General features: G+C 43.7%; 10 protein-coding genes, 1 tRNA gene and 2 rRNA genes. 5 read left to right on the top strand and 8 right to left on the bottom strand.

All coding sequences use genetic code 11. The annotated features are described in order from the left end of the window. Positions 1-11 precede the first annotated feature (11 nt). Complete coding sequence (locus FKV42_RS07390; protein ID WP_154809604.1) at positions 12-809, bottom strand: PAS domain-containing protein; 798 nt, start codon at positions 807-809, stop codon at positions 12-14. 190 nt (positions 810-999) lie between these two features. On the opposite strand from FKV42_RS07390, the gene serB reads away from it, so the two are divergent. Together serB and FKV42_RS07380 are read left to right on the top strand one after the other, a co-directional pair. Further along, positions 1,000-1,698: a phosphoserine phosphatase SerB gene (gene serB / locus FKV42_RS07385; RefSeq protein WP_196214085.1), complete on the top strand. Its 699-nt coding sequence runs from the start codon at positions 1,000-1,002 to the stop codon at positions 1,696-1,698. Positions 1,699-1,768: 70 nt separating this feature from the next. After that, complete coding sequence (locus FKV42_RS07380) at positions 1,769-2,629, top strand: coiled-coil protein (protein ID WP_154810152.1); 861 nt, start codon at positions 1,769-1,771, stop codon at positions 2,627-2,629. Positions 2,630-2,773: 144 nt separating this feature from the next. Here FKV42_RS07380 and FKV42_RS07375 read toward each other — a convergent pair whose 3' ends face one another. From FKV42_RS07375 to FKV42_RS07365, 3 genes are read right to left on the bottom strand one after another with little or no spacing between them, the layout of a single operon-like run. Then, entirely contained in the window at positions 2,774-3,922 is a 1,149-nt protein-coding gene (locus tag FKV42_RS07375) for a radical SAM/SPASM domain-containing protein (RefSeq protein WP_154809603.1), read from the bottom strand. Further along, complete coding sequence (locus tag FKV42_RS07370) at positions 3,922-5,079, bottom strand: NAD(P)/FAD-dependent oxidoreductase (RefSeq protein WP_154809602.1); 1,158 nt, start codon at positions 5,077-5,079, stop codon at positions 3,922-3,924. Before FKV42_RS07370 ends, FKV42_RS07375 begins: the two co-directional genes overlap by 1 nt. 50 nt (positions 5,080-5,129) lie before the next feature. Continuing rightward, on the bottom strand, positions 5,130-6,074 hold the full coding sequence (locus FKV42_RS07365) for a UbiA prenyltransferase family protein (protein WP_196214084.1): 945 nt from the start codon (positions 6,072-6,074) through the stop codon (positions 5,130-5,132). Positions 6,075-6,307: 233 nt separating this feature from the next. Here FKV42_RS07365 and FKV42_RS07360 point away from each other — a divergent pair, with 233 nt between their 5' ends. After that, positions 6,308-6,475, top strand: a complete 168-nt coding sequence (locus FKV42_RS07360) for a hypothetical protein (protein ID WP_154809601.1) — start codon at positions 6,308-6,310, stop codon at positions 6,473-6,475. A gap of 106 nt (positions 6,476-6,581) precedes the next feature. Here the strand turns inward: FKV42_RS07360 and tgtA are convergent, their stop codons facing one another. After that, complete coding sequence (gene tgtA, locus FKV42_RS07355; protein WP_154809600.1) at positions 6,582-8,051, bottom strand: tRNA guanosine(15) transglycosylase TgtA; 1,470 nt, start codon at positions 8,049-8,051, stop codon at positions 6,582-6,584. A 144-nt stretch (positions 8,052-8,195) separates the two neighbouring features. On the opposite strand from tgtA, the gene FKV42_RS07350 reads away from it, so the two are divergent. Together FKV42_RS07350 and FKV42_RS07345 are read left to right on the top strand one after the other, a co-directional pair. Next, complete coding sequence (locus tag FKV42_RS07350; RefSeq protein ID WP_154809599.1) at positions 8,196-9,653, top strand: TrkH family potassium uptake protein; 1,458 nt, start codon at positions 8,196-8,198, stop codon at positions 9,651-9,653. Then, on the top strand, positions 9,650-10,309 hold the full coding sequence (locus FKV42_RS07345) for a potassium channel family protein (protein WP_154809598.1): 660 nt from the start codon (positions 9,650-9,652) through the stop codon (positions 10,307-10,309). The genes FKV42_RS07350 and FKV42_RS07345 overlap by 4 nt, the downstream gene beginning before the upstream one ends. A 156-nt stretch (positions 10,310-10,465) precedes the next feature. Here the strand turns inward: FKV42_RS07345 and rrf are convergent. The 3 genes from rrf to FKV42_RS07330 all read right to left on the bottom strand — a co-directional run. Next, positions 10,466-10,587, bottom strand: a 5S ribosomal RNA gene (gene rrf, locus FKV42_RS07340). Between the two features lie 26 nt (positions 10,588-10,613). Next, positions 10,614-10,685, bottom strand: a tRNA-Cys gene (locus FKV42_RS07335). 95 nt (positions 10,686-10,780) lie between these two features. Continuing rightward, positions 10,781-13,408: ribosomal RNA gene (locus FKV42_RS07330) — 23S ribosomal RNA — on the bottom strand; the annotation flags it as partial.

Raw genomic sequence — 13,408 nt, 5'->3', positions numbered from 1 at the left:
AATCACCCGGATCAGACCAGCTTCTTACCAATTATATCGAATGCTTTTGAGACACCATCACGTAATGAGCCACTGGTTTTTATATCACCCAGATTGACACCTAATGTCACAAGGGTCTGTGCAACATTGGGACTGAATCCAGTGATGATCACCTCAGCACCAAGCATCTTCCCTGCACTTACTGTCTTAAGAATATGCTGGGCAACGCTTGTATCTATCATAGGAACACCCGTAACATCGAGTATTGCCACAGCTGCCTCATTTTCAACTATAGAGAACAATAGATTCTCAATTATCTGCTGAGCACGCATAGTGTCAATGACACCAACAAGTGGGAGGATTACTATCCCATCCCACAGTTTGATGACAGGTGTTGAGAGCTCCATGATCGTACGGCTGTGGGCACGCACCTCTTCCTCGATCTTTACTCTCTCACTTATATCGACAACATATTCCAATCCACCCACTATGTTACCCTCTTTGTCCTTCAAAGGAGCAGCAGTATATTCTATGGGGAATGTCTTCCCGGCAGCTGTCATTTTATTTCGCCATACATATACGCGATCGTTCTCCATTGCCTGCTTTACACGACAATTGTCTGTACGACAATGCGGTGATTGCACTATATCATAACATTTTTTGCCTTCGAGGTTCTCAAGATCCTCTTCAAGCCATTTACATCCAACTGCATTGAGGAAGAGAACATTAAAGTCACGATCAACTGCCATGACCATACATGGAAGCTGATTGAGAACATCCTTTGTAATATCAAAATTTTCAATTTTAGCAGATATATCAGTAGTTATCATTGGAACCTCCAAACTAGAAGCTGTGTTTCAACAGACATATTATAAAGAATATATTATATAATCTTGTTGAATTATATCAGTACCCACATCATCCGCCTAAAAAATAAAAAGATGTATAGAATATTGTCCGAAAGCCTTAAAAGCAATGTAACTTATCTCACATCAATCTCGGCACTTAAATACTGTTTCAATGCGGGATTCAAATTCCAGGTTTGATGAAGTGAATCGTACCAGCAACAATTCTGATAGGATCAAGTTAATAGTTTTTGATATGGATAGCACCCTTATTGATGCTGAAACCATTGACGAACTAGCAGAGGCCGCAGGAGTGGGAGACAAAGTAGCAGCCATAACTAAAAGGGCAATGCACGGGGAACTTGACTTTTCCGAAGCTCTTCAGCAAAGGGTTCAGCTTCTAAAAGGACTGCCACTTGATAAGGCACATGAGGCTCTTGCCAAGATGCCTTTCATGCCAGGTGCGAAAGAACTGGTTTCTTTCCTGAAATCCCGAGGTTACAAAACCGCAATGATCTCAGGCGGCTTTACAATAGCTGCTGACCGTGTTGGTGAGACACTGGGAATGGATCACGTGGTTTCAAACGAACTTCTGACAGACAATGGGTGTCTTACAGGAGAGGTTAGAGGTCCACTGACAGACCAGGGCTCCAAGGAGTTTGTTCTGGAAGAGATCTCAGAAAAATACGGAATTAAGCCTGATGAATGTATAGTAGTTGGTGACGGTGCCAATGACATATGCATATTCAAAATAGCAAAGTTTGCTATTGCATTCAATTCCAAACCAATCCTTCACGCACATGCTAATATTGTCATCACAGAGAAGAACCTTGAAGCAGTGATACCGGTTATCCAGTCCCTGGATTCCGAGTAATGCCAAGTATCGTGCATTAGAGATGCATGAAATGCCAGCTCTTTTGCTGGACCGGGAGGATAATAAGGAAATGATGAAAGAACTGAACGACAAGAAGACAGAGCTTAAGAACCTGTCTGAAGAATATAAGAAGAAACGTAACGAACTCAACGCAGAAGCAAGTACTCTCGCAGCAAAGCGTAATGAGCTGAACAAGAAGACTAAAGACCTTATCAATGAAGCACAGGAATACAAGGGACTCCGTGACGAAAACAACGAGAAGGTAAAGGAGAACAAAGCACTCCGTGATGAGGTCAACAACAAGGCTAACGAAGTATTTGCTAAGATCGACCAGATACGCAATGAGAACAACCTTGGTGGTCCTTCTATCAAAGATATCCGCAAGGAGATCGACAGGCTGGAATTCGCACAGCAGACAGAGGTCCTTACAACCAACAAGGAAAGAGAACTGGTCAACAAAATCACTGAACTCCAGAAACAGTATGTTGTAAAGAAACAGCAGCTTGAAGGCAACGATGAACTCAAGAACCTGCTGGCTGAGGCTCAGGGGATCAGGGACGAGGCATCCACTTATCACACTACACTATCAGAGTACGCACAGAAGGCTCAGGAATATCATGACAAGATGATTACCACCTTCAAAGAGGCTGACAAGGTCCGCGCAGAATCTGATGCTGCTCACAAAGAATTCGTTCACTTCCAGGAAAAAGCTGATGAACAGCATAAGCTCTTCATTACAGCTCAGAAAGAGATCCGTGACATTGACAAAGAACTTCGCAAACTCAGAAAGGGAGATGTCGATGGCAAGAAAGAAGCTTCAAGGGCAGAGGCACGCAAGGATGCAGAAGACATCTTTGACAAATTCAAGTCCGGAGAAAAGCTCACCATGGAGAACCTTATGGCGATCCAGAGATCTGGTGTCCTGAAATAATCAAATTAAAGAGGGTGATTTTCACCCTTTTTTCAACTGTTTTTTATTAATTAGTTCATTGGTTAGTATCAGATACTAGCTTAGCTATTGAAATTAAAAGATACTGAATCGTAGATGTATCTAAAAGAATAAAAAAGGAAATAATCACCGTTCAAGACCAAGATGATTGATCCTGAATGATGAATCACGCATCAGGCATGGACCTGTACCGAACACCGGGTCAGTGTATATCTTTTTCCATATTGATTCAAGACTTTCTTCGTGAATATTACCGTATGGCTTTGGCATGCATGCACATGGAAGTACATTACCTTCCGGAGTTACATGGAGCCATTTCCTGCCTGCAAAACATCCCATTTTCCTGATAATCTGAGGAATCGGGAAAACACGTGGCCCTTCTGCATTGGATGCTCTTTTAACAAAATCATCGAACTTTTTGATATCATCCGGAGAAAGCACTTCCTTTTCATGACCTTCCCATCTGCCTGTGGGAACAATCTCATAGAATGAGAGTTCATGCACACCAATCTCCTTTGCAAGTTCGTAGAAATCATCGAGTTCATCAACGTTGCGTGGTGAGAGAACTACATAGATTCCAACCAACAGACCTGCATTAAGGCCATTTTTGAGAGCATTTACAGCTTCCTTGAAAACACCCGGCCTGCCCCTCATGTAATCGTGCCCTTCCTCGTTGGCGCTGTCAAAACTAACACTTAGCATGGAAAGACCTGCATTTTTGAGACTCTCTGCACGCTGCGGAGTCATTCCCACACCAGATGTGAAAAGGCCTGGAATTGCATGTGACTGGTCTACATAGCTGATAAGATCTTCAAGACCATTATAAAGTAGAGGTTCACCTCCATCAAAGATAATAAGAGTTGTGCCAAGATCAATAGTCTGGTCTATCACACTTTTTACAGTATCAGGATCTAGCCTTGCTTTGTTCTTAGTGTCAGGAAGAGCGCAATGGAGACACCTGTTAGGGCATTCTTCCGTAATAGAAATTGTAATCTGCTCTGGAACATATTTTCCCCTCATGGCTTTCATCTGACTGGATACAAGCCGGTCAAATGCCTTGCTTGGAATTGGAGGCATCCATGTTGAATAAATGAGTTTATCATTTTCAACCTTTGAGGGTTTTGTATTTTCGAATATTTCCATCATATCCGCTACAAAAGAACCCATAATAGATGATGCAATGCCTGAGGTCTTCATTCTTACCCGGTTATTCTCAACCTGAGCATATACCTTGAAAACCGGGTTCTTGTAGAAATAATATTTTGGTTTCATCATTATTTGTTCCTGAAAATGGCCCTGTATGAAAGTATAGAAGATGGATTATTCTTCAGTATCATCTTTGATACCTGTAACGCCTGATTGAAAGGACTTCCGCTAAGAACTTTCAGGTCCTCACCTTCAAAGACTTCCATCATCCCATCGATCTCTTTGTCAGTCATCTTCCTTAGAGCTTCCATTGCGAACCTTCCAAGATAATATTCTGTCCTGTAAGCCGCATTCCAGCGTTTTCTGTACTCGAACAGGAAACTCTTTGAAGTATTACCTTTTGAAATTGCATCGGCTGCAACGTCACCGCACATCTGTCCTGCATGCATACCATAGCCAATTCCAGACTGGGCTGCTGAACCTCCGACTATCATCACGCCATCAGCCACAAGCTCACCTGGAATTGCAACAATTGGATCACCACCGGTGGATTTGCTTATGATCTTCACATCATCCAGACCTTTAAGCTCCTTGAACTTTTCAAGCCATGCATCGAAAAAGTCGGAAACATCAGTCCCATGCCTGCGTACATACATTCCAAGTGTAGCCCTGTTGCCACCGCATGGAGAATACGTGGATTTCCATCCTGGTGCATGGTTACCTACATAATATTCAAAGTAATCAGGTTCGCCGATTCCTTCTGCTTCGATCTCAGCCTCAAGTGACCAGGCAATATCCTGAGTATGTTTGATTGGTTTCATGCCCATAAGTGCAGCGACCCTTGAGTTTATTCCATCTGAGACAATGACAAGTTTGCATTTGATCTTGCCTTTTGATGTGCTTACAATAAAGCCACCTTCTGTCCTGAGGACATTGAGAACTTCGATACCGAAGCGAACATCAGCACCTGCATCTTTAGCCTGCTTGATATAAAATTCATCAAACTTTTTCCTGTTAAGGAAATAAGCATCACCTTCAAAAATCACGTTCTTCCCGCAAGGTGCGATAATATAAGCTCCCTTGAGGTTCTTTATTACATAACTCTGGTCTACTTCCTCTCCTGTCCTGTCAAACATTCCTTTGAAAAATGTGTTTGCAGGGTGAGTGGGTACGCCCACAGCTTCCTTTTTGTCGAGAAGTATGACTTTGCAGCCTTTTGCCGATGCATTCCTGGCTGCCATGACTCCCGCAGGGGAAGCTCCTATTACTATGATATCTGCATCCATGTTGAACCTCTTAAGTTGCTAATCTAACAAAGCTACCAAAAATATAAAAATTACCATAAGATACCGGAATATGCCGGTACAAGTATGCAAAGTATTACGTCAAGTATGAGAGAACCAAACATTATTCCTCTATATCTGGAGCCCTGAAGGAAAAGTCTTCCTCCACGCTCTTCTGTTGGGTTCTTTATGAAATCAAATGATTGAACAAGCATCCATCCGCCTGCAAGCAGTGCGCCTGCAAAGAAAACCGGCCCCAATTCCGCTGTCAGACCAATGGCTATGGAAGCGATAACACCTACAACCCACATAAAAGTAACGAATTTTGATGTTGCAGGTATGCCAAATGTTACCGGAAATGTTGGTGCTCCTCTGGCTCTGTCACCTTCTACATCCCTTGCCACGCCTGAAAGTGTGAATCCCCAGTCGGTAAAACACATCATCAGACCAAGGAAGATTGCAGGAAGCGGAAGTATTGAACCATAATCAGGTGTTTTTAAAAATCCTGCCGGATCAAAGGCAAGCCATATGCCAATGGGCACAAGCCCGTATGCTATTCCCACTGGAACAAAACTCAGGAAAGTCATTCTTTTTGCGAGTTTTGAGTATATACTGATGGTTACCACAGCAATTACAAGAACCACGAATGATTCAGGGTTAAGATAAAGAGCTGCTGCACTGGCAACTAAAAACAGGAATCCTGCATATTTCATCGCCTGGTCCCGCGTGAGCTTGTCGGCCACAAGAGGACGATCAGGCAGATTAATAGTATCAATATCGATGTCGCAACAATCGTTGTAAACATAGGAACTGGTGATAGCTGCATAGCCACCTATTACGGCTATGATAAACGGTATTAATCCGGGAAAACCACCGGTAACCAGATAAGATGCAAGTAAAGCGCTGGCTGCAGGCAGGGCTAAGTCCATGTCCGAAATTTCCGGCCTTAACATCTCAAGATAAGGATTTCGTGTTTTAGAGCCTGAAGTGGAAACCAAGTATATCACCTGATAGATTATAGCACCTAATTCCCTGTATTATATATTAGTATTAGGGTTGATTCTTAATTTGAGAATATTATACTCCACACACATGAAAACGTGTAAATCTGTACTGTATGAATATTAAAGAGAAAGCAGCAATATTTCATAAGATAAACTAAAAAGAAATAAATATGAGTCTGGTGATATACCATTTACTTTATTTATGAAAGTGTGCGGAGAAAAGCAATATGACAGGTAATATATGTCCTTTGTTAAATTCAGAGTGTATTAAAAGCGAATGTAAATGGTTTATTTCAGATGCCGGTGAGTGTGCTGTAGTATCTCTAACAAACAATCTGTGGATGGTAACATATCCGCAATTTGGCGGTGGATCATTAAAAGTAGTTGATGGCTAATTTTTGGTCAATACATATCTGTAAAAAATCATAGGGGAATTTGGCATATCCTTGCCTACTTTTTTATCACTAATTCAACTCCCCTAGAAAAAATAATTTCTAAAAATCACTCACTCTTCGGTGGAACTACTGTTACATTATCCATTCCGCTAAGTTTCTCAACCAGTGGGTGATTGAAACTCTCCCTCATCAGGAAAGTGTAGGTTGCCTCAGGATTTAGCTCAATCAGCTTTATAGTATTAAGGAAAGCAGTTTCCAGAGACTCATAGTCAGGAGTCCTTACAACTTCTGCATTGAATGGATAAACCTCTGCAAGATCCTGCGGAAAGGAACCGAATGGTGGTTTGAATACCATAACAGTATCGTACTCCTTATCCTTCTTTGTTGGATATGGCCTGATAAGCACTGAACCTTTGATGGTGAGCCTTTCAAGCTGTTTGGTGAAACGAAGAACCTCGGGGCGCTTTGCGGATTCGGGTCCGCAGTAGAAGAAAGTGGATTTTGATGACGGATCACATTCTTCCAACCATGTGGAATAATTGGCCATCTGCTTTAAGGCTTCCAGCATTCTTGGGTGTGAACGGCAGCGCTGTTCTACCAGTTCCAGAAGGTTACCTTCCCAGATAGCCTGCTTGACCTCACGCATTTCCTCAAATGTGACATAGAGGTTGTGCCTTGCCAGAAGTTCAGTGCAGTTGTGGGCTTTTTTAAGCTCTTCTGCTGTGTGAGCCATACATACAGGGCATGAGCATGGCAGGTACTTGAGCTTGTCTATATGATAAGTGCCTCTTGAAGTGATGTAACGTCTGTCCTTTGCATAAAGAGCATAGGCTGCAGAGTCAAAGAGATCGCATCCCAGTGCAACAGCAAGTGCAAACATCATTGGGTGCCCGGCACCAAAAAGATGAACTGGTGCTACAGGGTCCAGGCCTTTCTTGGCTGAAGCAATAACATCCACAAGGTCTGCATAACGATATGATTCCATAAGCGGAACTACTGCGCCAAAAGGATAAACATCAAAACCAACATCTGAAAGTTCGCGTGCACATTCTTCACGGAGATCTTTGTAAGTGGCACCCTGTACCGGACCAGCAAGAAGCATTCCGCCCTCCTTTACAAGTTCCCTTGCTTCCTTAAGACGCTCTATTGTGATGTCCATATCTTCCTTTGCTTTCTCATGAGTTACATCAGGGTGTGTAGGAATATCCAGAGGAACACCGATATCGGTTCCTATTTTCTGCTGGAAATCAATGATCTCTTTGTTGGTAACTTCCACTTCACCATAGACTGAAAGCTGGAATGAGCCGGAATCGGTCATGATTGGACCGTCATAATCGAGTAATGCATGCAAACCGTCTTTGAGAGCTTTTTCCCTTAACTCGTCTTTGCGGTAGATAATATATGAATTTGTGATAAGAATCTCAGCACCAAAATCCTTCATTTCAGATGGTTTTATGGTCTGGATATTTGGATTGATAACAGGCATTACGGTAGGAGTTTCCACCACTCCGTGTGACGTTGTGAGCTTACCGATACGCCCTGCCGCATCCTTATGTATTATATCAAATTGTGACATGAGCCACTAGATGAGGTTAACATATATTTAAGCTTCCTCTGAGATATTCTTCAAAATAATGAACGAGGAAATTAACAAAAAAATAAAGGAACTAATCCAGAACTTACTATATAATTTATAATGATTCACGAATCATTATATTATATGTACGAACTGCATACCCCTGTTGATATCAAGGCTGTAGCGAAGTACATGGGATATTATCTTCTGGCTTTTTCATTTGTTCTTGTTGCTCCGATGATTGTCGCTTTAATATTCCACAATTTTGCAGCGGCTACATATTATGGAGTTAGTGCAGCTATCATTTTTTTACTGGGATCTTTAATTTACAGGACTTTACCGGATTATGACCTTGAAACGAAAGAAGCACTCATTATTGTTGCTCTGGTGTTCCCTATATCTGCATTCTTGAGTTCCATCCCTATGTCGCTATCAACTGGTATGCCATTGTTTGATGCTTACTTTGAAAGCGTTTCCGCAGTTACAACAACCGGACTTAGTGTCGCTCCTGCTGATGTTGGACCGGTTTTCCTTTTTGCACGCTCATGGGGACAATGGGTAGGAGGAATTGGAATAATTCTTGTGGTCCTTTCAGTCCTTATCAGGCCTGGAACTACGGCATTCAGAATCTACAAAGCCAACTACGGAGACATGAAACTAAAACCAACTGTAATATCCACAACCCGTACACTTGGCAAGGTTTACGTGGTCATAACACTTGTTTCCATTGGACTGCTACTGCTCAGTGGAATGTCACTTTTTGACTCCATCTGTCACGCTTTCTGCTGTGTATCCACCGGAGGTTTTTCAACACAGGCTGACAGCATAGGTGCCTACAATGGAAATCTGATACCCGCTGCCATCAGTATTTCGTGTATTCTTGGAGGTATCAGTTTTGTACTCTACCCATATCTGTTCAAGAAGCCTGAAAAGTTTTTCATGGACAAGGAACTAAAATATTTCCTGACATTGATAGTGTTTGGTTCACTTGTATTTGCTTTCACATTATCCAGAGAGAACTTTGAGTATGCAGCTATCAAAGACAATTTGTTCCAGGTTATCTCTGCGATTACCACTGCGGGTTTTTCTACCTTTGACCTGTCCATCCTGTCGGAAGCATCAAAAGCAGGATTGATATTTATGATGTGGATTGGAGGATGTATGGGATCAACCGCTGGTGGAATAAAAGTATTCAGAGTGCTTTTGCTCTTCAAGGTCGTACATAATGTGCTTCTCAGGTTGTTCCTTCCAAGAGAGACTATTACTCCTATGAAGATAGAGGAACACGTTATCGAGAGTGAGGAGATATACAATCTTGTTACATTCATGCTGCTTTACACACTGATACTTGTAGTCTCATCGTTCATATTCATGCTATATGGAGTGGACACCAGCACTTCTGTTTTTGAGATATCAAGTGCACTTAGCACAGTAGGGCTTTCTGCAGGAGCTACCAGCGCTGCAATGCCAGCAGTGCTAAAAGCAGTACTTATTATTGATATGTTGTTTGGAAGAATTGAAATAATACCACTGATACTGCTGTTTATGCCGGGAACATGGATTAAAAGAAAAAGAAACAATAGGAGGACTGTGAGAACATGAGAGTTATCGTTGTAGGTGCAGGTTCACTGGGGATACATCTGACAAAGAACATGATCGACCAGGGAAGGGAAGTCATACTTATCGAGAAAGATGAAGCAATAGCAAAAGAGCTTGCTGAAACCCTGGATTGTACTGTGATAAATGCAGAGGGTACAAGACCAGATATTCTGGAAAAGGCAGACCTCCCTGGTGCAGATGCAATTGTTGCCTGTACCAGTAATGACCAGAACAATATTCTTATTGGTTTGATTGCCAGAGATGCAAAAGTTGAGAAGATTATCCTGAAGATAGATGATAAGCAGTTCATGGATGTTGCCAATAAGCTTGGTTTTAATTATATGATAGATCCTTCAAGCATTTCATCCAGATATATATCAGATGTACTTAGAGGCATTAACACTATTGAGCTAAGTAATCTGGTTCGCTCTGATGTTCGTTTTATGGGAATTGTGGCGACTGAAAGTGTGATTGATAAGAAGTTGTCAGAAATAGCACTACCTGAAGATAGTGCTTTTATTGGAATTTATCGAAAGAGTGATTTTATCTTTGCAGAGAAAGACCCAAAGCTTAGAGAAAAGGACGAGGTTATAATCGTTACAAAGGCTGATTTTATTCAGGATGTTAATGAAGCCATGGGCAGAAATGTGGATAAATAATTACCCATACACATTTTTTAGTAGTATCACTCTGTGCCGCGCTTTGCGCGGAACATTGAGTGTTAAGAGTGTAAAAAATCAGTAAAAATCCAAAGTAATTACTGTTTGTAGAAAAATATTGTATTTAGAAAAAGTAGTTAGAATCAAGAGTGAGTGAGATGGCAGCGATCCATATTTCCCGAAGACTCTCATACTTCAGTACAGTAAGGAACGCTGGCGGGCTTATCTTCTGTGTTCGGAATGGGTACAGGAATTACCCCGCCGCTATGGCCGCCAAACTCACTCACGATGAACGATAAAGTGAAGCCAAGATCCGGATTCGAACCGGAATGGAATCGCTCTGCAGGCGATTGCGTAGCCGCTCCGCCATCTTGGCAATGAGCGATACATGGAAGGAACCATTGTATATATACTTTATCAAAGAAACGTGTATACTCTCACACACATATCAGATTTCGCCTGGACAAAGAAAGACAGACAGGCACGGATTATTAGTAGCCGCGGACTGAACACCTCGTTGCCTTGGTGCGTACATCCCGACCCTATCAAACCGGTCTTTTACCGGGACCCTTAATGTAGTCTCTTTTCAAGTCAGATTTCGAGCTTAGATGCATTCAGCTCTTATTCCTTAGCGCGTAGCTGCTCAGCAATGCCCTGTCGGACAACTGATACACCAGTGGCGCCGCTACTCTGTTCCTCTCGTACTAAAAGTAGCTTACCCTCAGACTACAGACACCTCTAGTAGATAGTAACCGACCTGTCTCACGACGGTCTAAACCCAGCTCACGATCTCCTTTAATAGGCGAACAACCTCACCCTTGGCCGCTGCTGCACGGCCAGGATGGAAAGAACCGACATCGAAGTAGCAAGCTGCCGGGTCGATATGTGCTCTTGCCGGCAACAACTCAATTATCCCCGGGGTAACTTTTCTGTCATTTTTGGCTCGCACCAAGCGAGCTCAAAAGTTCGCTAGAACCGACTTTCGTCTCGTCATCCACTACTGTGCTGAATAACGTCAGGCTGACTTATGCTCTTGCACTCTTCAGTGGGTTTCCGACCCACTTGAGTCAACCTTTGTGCGCCCTTGATATCTTTTCAAGGGCGTCCCGCCCCAGGCAAACTGCCCACCTATCGGGGTCCTCCTCTCGGAGTGAGGGTCGTAATCTTGGAAGGGTAGTGTCCCAATGGCGACTCCATCGATGCTGGCGCACCGACTTCGACGTCTCCTACCTACACTGTACATCCAAAATCACAACCCAACGACAGGCTGCAGTAAAGCTCCACGGGGTCTTCACTTCCCCCTAGAGGTCTCTAGACTGTGCACTAGAAAGTAAGCTTCACCGGACTCTGGCTAGGGACAGTAGAGCTCTCATTGATCCATTCATGCAAGTCGCCAATTAAGCGACAAGGTACTACGCTACCTTAAGAGGGTCATAGTTACCCCCGCTGTTTACAGGCCCTTCGTCCCGTTGAACCGGGGTTTCAGGTACCTGCACTGAGCAGGATTCAGAGATTGTACTAGCCCTTACGGGTTTGCAATCTCCTATGTTGATATTAGACAGTTAGAGCTCTCTTGTCACTGCGACCTGCTATCTTCATAGCAGGCACTCCTTCTCCCGAAGTTACGGAGCTAATTTGCCGAATTCCCTTAGCCAAATTATTCCGACACGCCTTAGCCTTTTCAGCTAGGGGCACCTGTGTCAGTTCTCGGTACGGACCCATGACTCCCTTTTCACGGGTTCCCGGGTGCAGCCAGCTTACGTCATTACAGATTCGCCCGCTTCTCGCCATTACGGCTCTCCACGGGATTCGCTGCTTAAACGGCGCGACGGCGCCGCCTGGCCTGCCCAAAAACGTTGGTTTCAATGTCATGAGGTACAGGAATATTAACCTGTTTCCCTTTTGATGTACTCGAATTACGGTACAACTTAGGACCGACTAACCCTCGGCTGACGATCATTGCCGAGGAAACCTAGCCCCTTCGGCGGATAGGATTCTCACCTATCTATGCTGTTACTATTACCAGGATTTTCGTTTCCGCACGGTCCACAGGACTTCACAGCCCTGCTTCTGCCCGAACGCAACGCCTTCCTACGAGATCACCTTGCGGTGCTCCGTGGTATCGGTGGTCGACTTGAGCCCCGTCCATTTTCGGGGCCCCAAACCTCGACTGGTGGGCTGTTACGCACTCTTTAAAGGATAGCTGCTTCTAAGCTAACCTTCCAGCTGTCTAGGGCTTAGGACGCCCTTTAGTATTAACACTTAGTCGACACTTAGGGACCTTAACCACGGGCTGGGTTGTCTCCCTTACGGACTACAAGCTTACCCCAGTAGTCCGGACTCCAACTTTCTTCGACGACGGTGAGTTTGGAGTTTGACAAACGGCTGAGGAATTTCTTCCCCGGGACCATCAATCAGTGCTCTACTTCACCGACTATCTCCAGTTAGGTCATGCTACGACATGTTTCGGAAGGAACCAGCTGATGCCGGGTTAGATTAGCCTTTCACTCCGAGACGCAGGTCACACGAATGATTTGCAGATCAATACCGCTTGCGGTCCTCCACGTAGCTTTCGCCACGCTTCAACCTGCCCACGCCTAGATCACCCGGCTTCGGGTCGTATCCCAATGACTCCACGCACTTGTATACGTCGCTCCTCACCTTACGGTTGCGAGCATGTTGCTTTCGCTTCGGCTTCCTATTTGCAAGTTAGCCATTGCCATTTGAATACACTCCCTGGCCCGTTCTTCAAAACGTAAGATATGACATTGGCAATATTGCCCGTACTGCAGCCTCGCGACTGTTTCCTTCACAATAAAGATCCTTTAACGCCATATCGCTCTATCGCCTCCAGGTTTCAGGCACTTTTAACCTCCCTTCTTGGGGTACTTTTCAGTTTTCGGTCACCCTACTAGTTCGCTATCGGTCTCAAGGAGTATTTAGTTTTGGAAGTTGGTGCCTCCCAAATTCACGCGGGAATTCCGACCCACGCTACTCAGGTTATAATCCAGATCCTTTGATCATTGTTTACGTGACTATCACACTCTATGGTCTAACGTTCCAGAAAAGTTAAACTTTGATCAAGTGGGACCTTTAGAG

This window comes from Methanolobus vulcani, from assembly GCF_006546655.1.
GTDB lineage: Archaea > Halobacteriota > Methanosarcinia > Methanosarcinales > Methanosarcinaceae > Methanolobus > Methanolobus vulcani_A.
Note: the sequence above shows the minus strand (reverse complement) of the source record. Positions and strands in the feature narration are given on the sequence as shown.

Excerpts from the sequence above, each read along its gene's own strand:
- FKV42_RS07390 (WP_154809604.1), bottom strand. The coding sequence starts at position 809 with ATGATAACTACTGATATATCTGCTAAAATTGAAAATTTTGATATTACA.
- serB (WP_196214085.1), top strand. The coding sequence starts at position 1,000 with ATGCGGGATTCAAATTCCAGGTTTGATGAAGTGAATCGTACCAGCAAC.
- FKV42_RS07380 (WP_154810152.1), top strand. The coding sequence starts at position 1,769 with ATGATGAAAGAACTGAACGACAAGAAGACAGAGCTTAAGAACCTGTCT.
- FKV42_RS07375 (WP_154809603.1), bottom strand. The coding sequence starts at position 3,922 with ATGATGAAACCAAAATATTATTTCTACAAGAACCCGGTTTTCAAGGTA.
- FKV42_RS07370 (WP_154809602.1), bottom strand. The coding sequence starts at position 5,079 with ATGGATGCAGATATCATAGTAATAGGAGCTTCCCCTGCGGGAGTCATG.
- FKV42_RS07360 (WP_154809601.1), top strand. The coding sequence starts at position 6,308 with ATGACAGGTAATATATGTCCTTTGTTAAATTCAGAGTGTATTAAAAGC.
- tgtA (WP_154809600.1), bottom strand. The coding sequence starts at position 8,051 with ATGTCACAATTTGATATAATACATAAGGATGCGGCAGGGCGTATCGGT.
- FKV42_RS07350 (WP_154809599.1), top strand. The coding sequence starts at position 8,196 with ATGTACGAACTGCATACCCCTGTTGATATCAAGGCTGTAGCGAAGTAC.
- FKV42_RS07345 (WP_154809598.1), top strand. The coding sequence starts at position 9,650 with ATGAGAGTTATCGTTGTAGGTGCAGGTTCACTGGGGATACATCTGACA.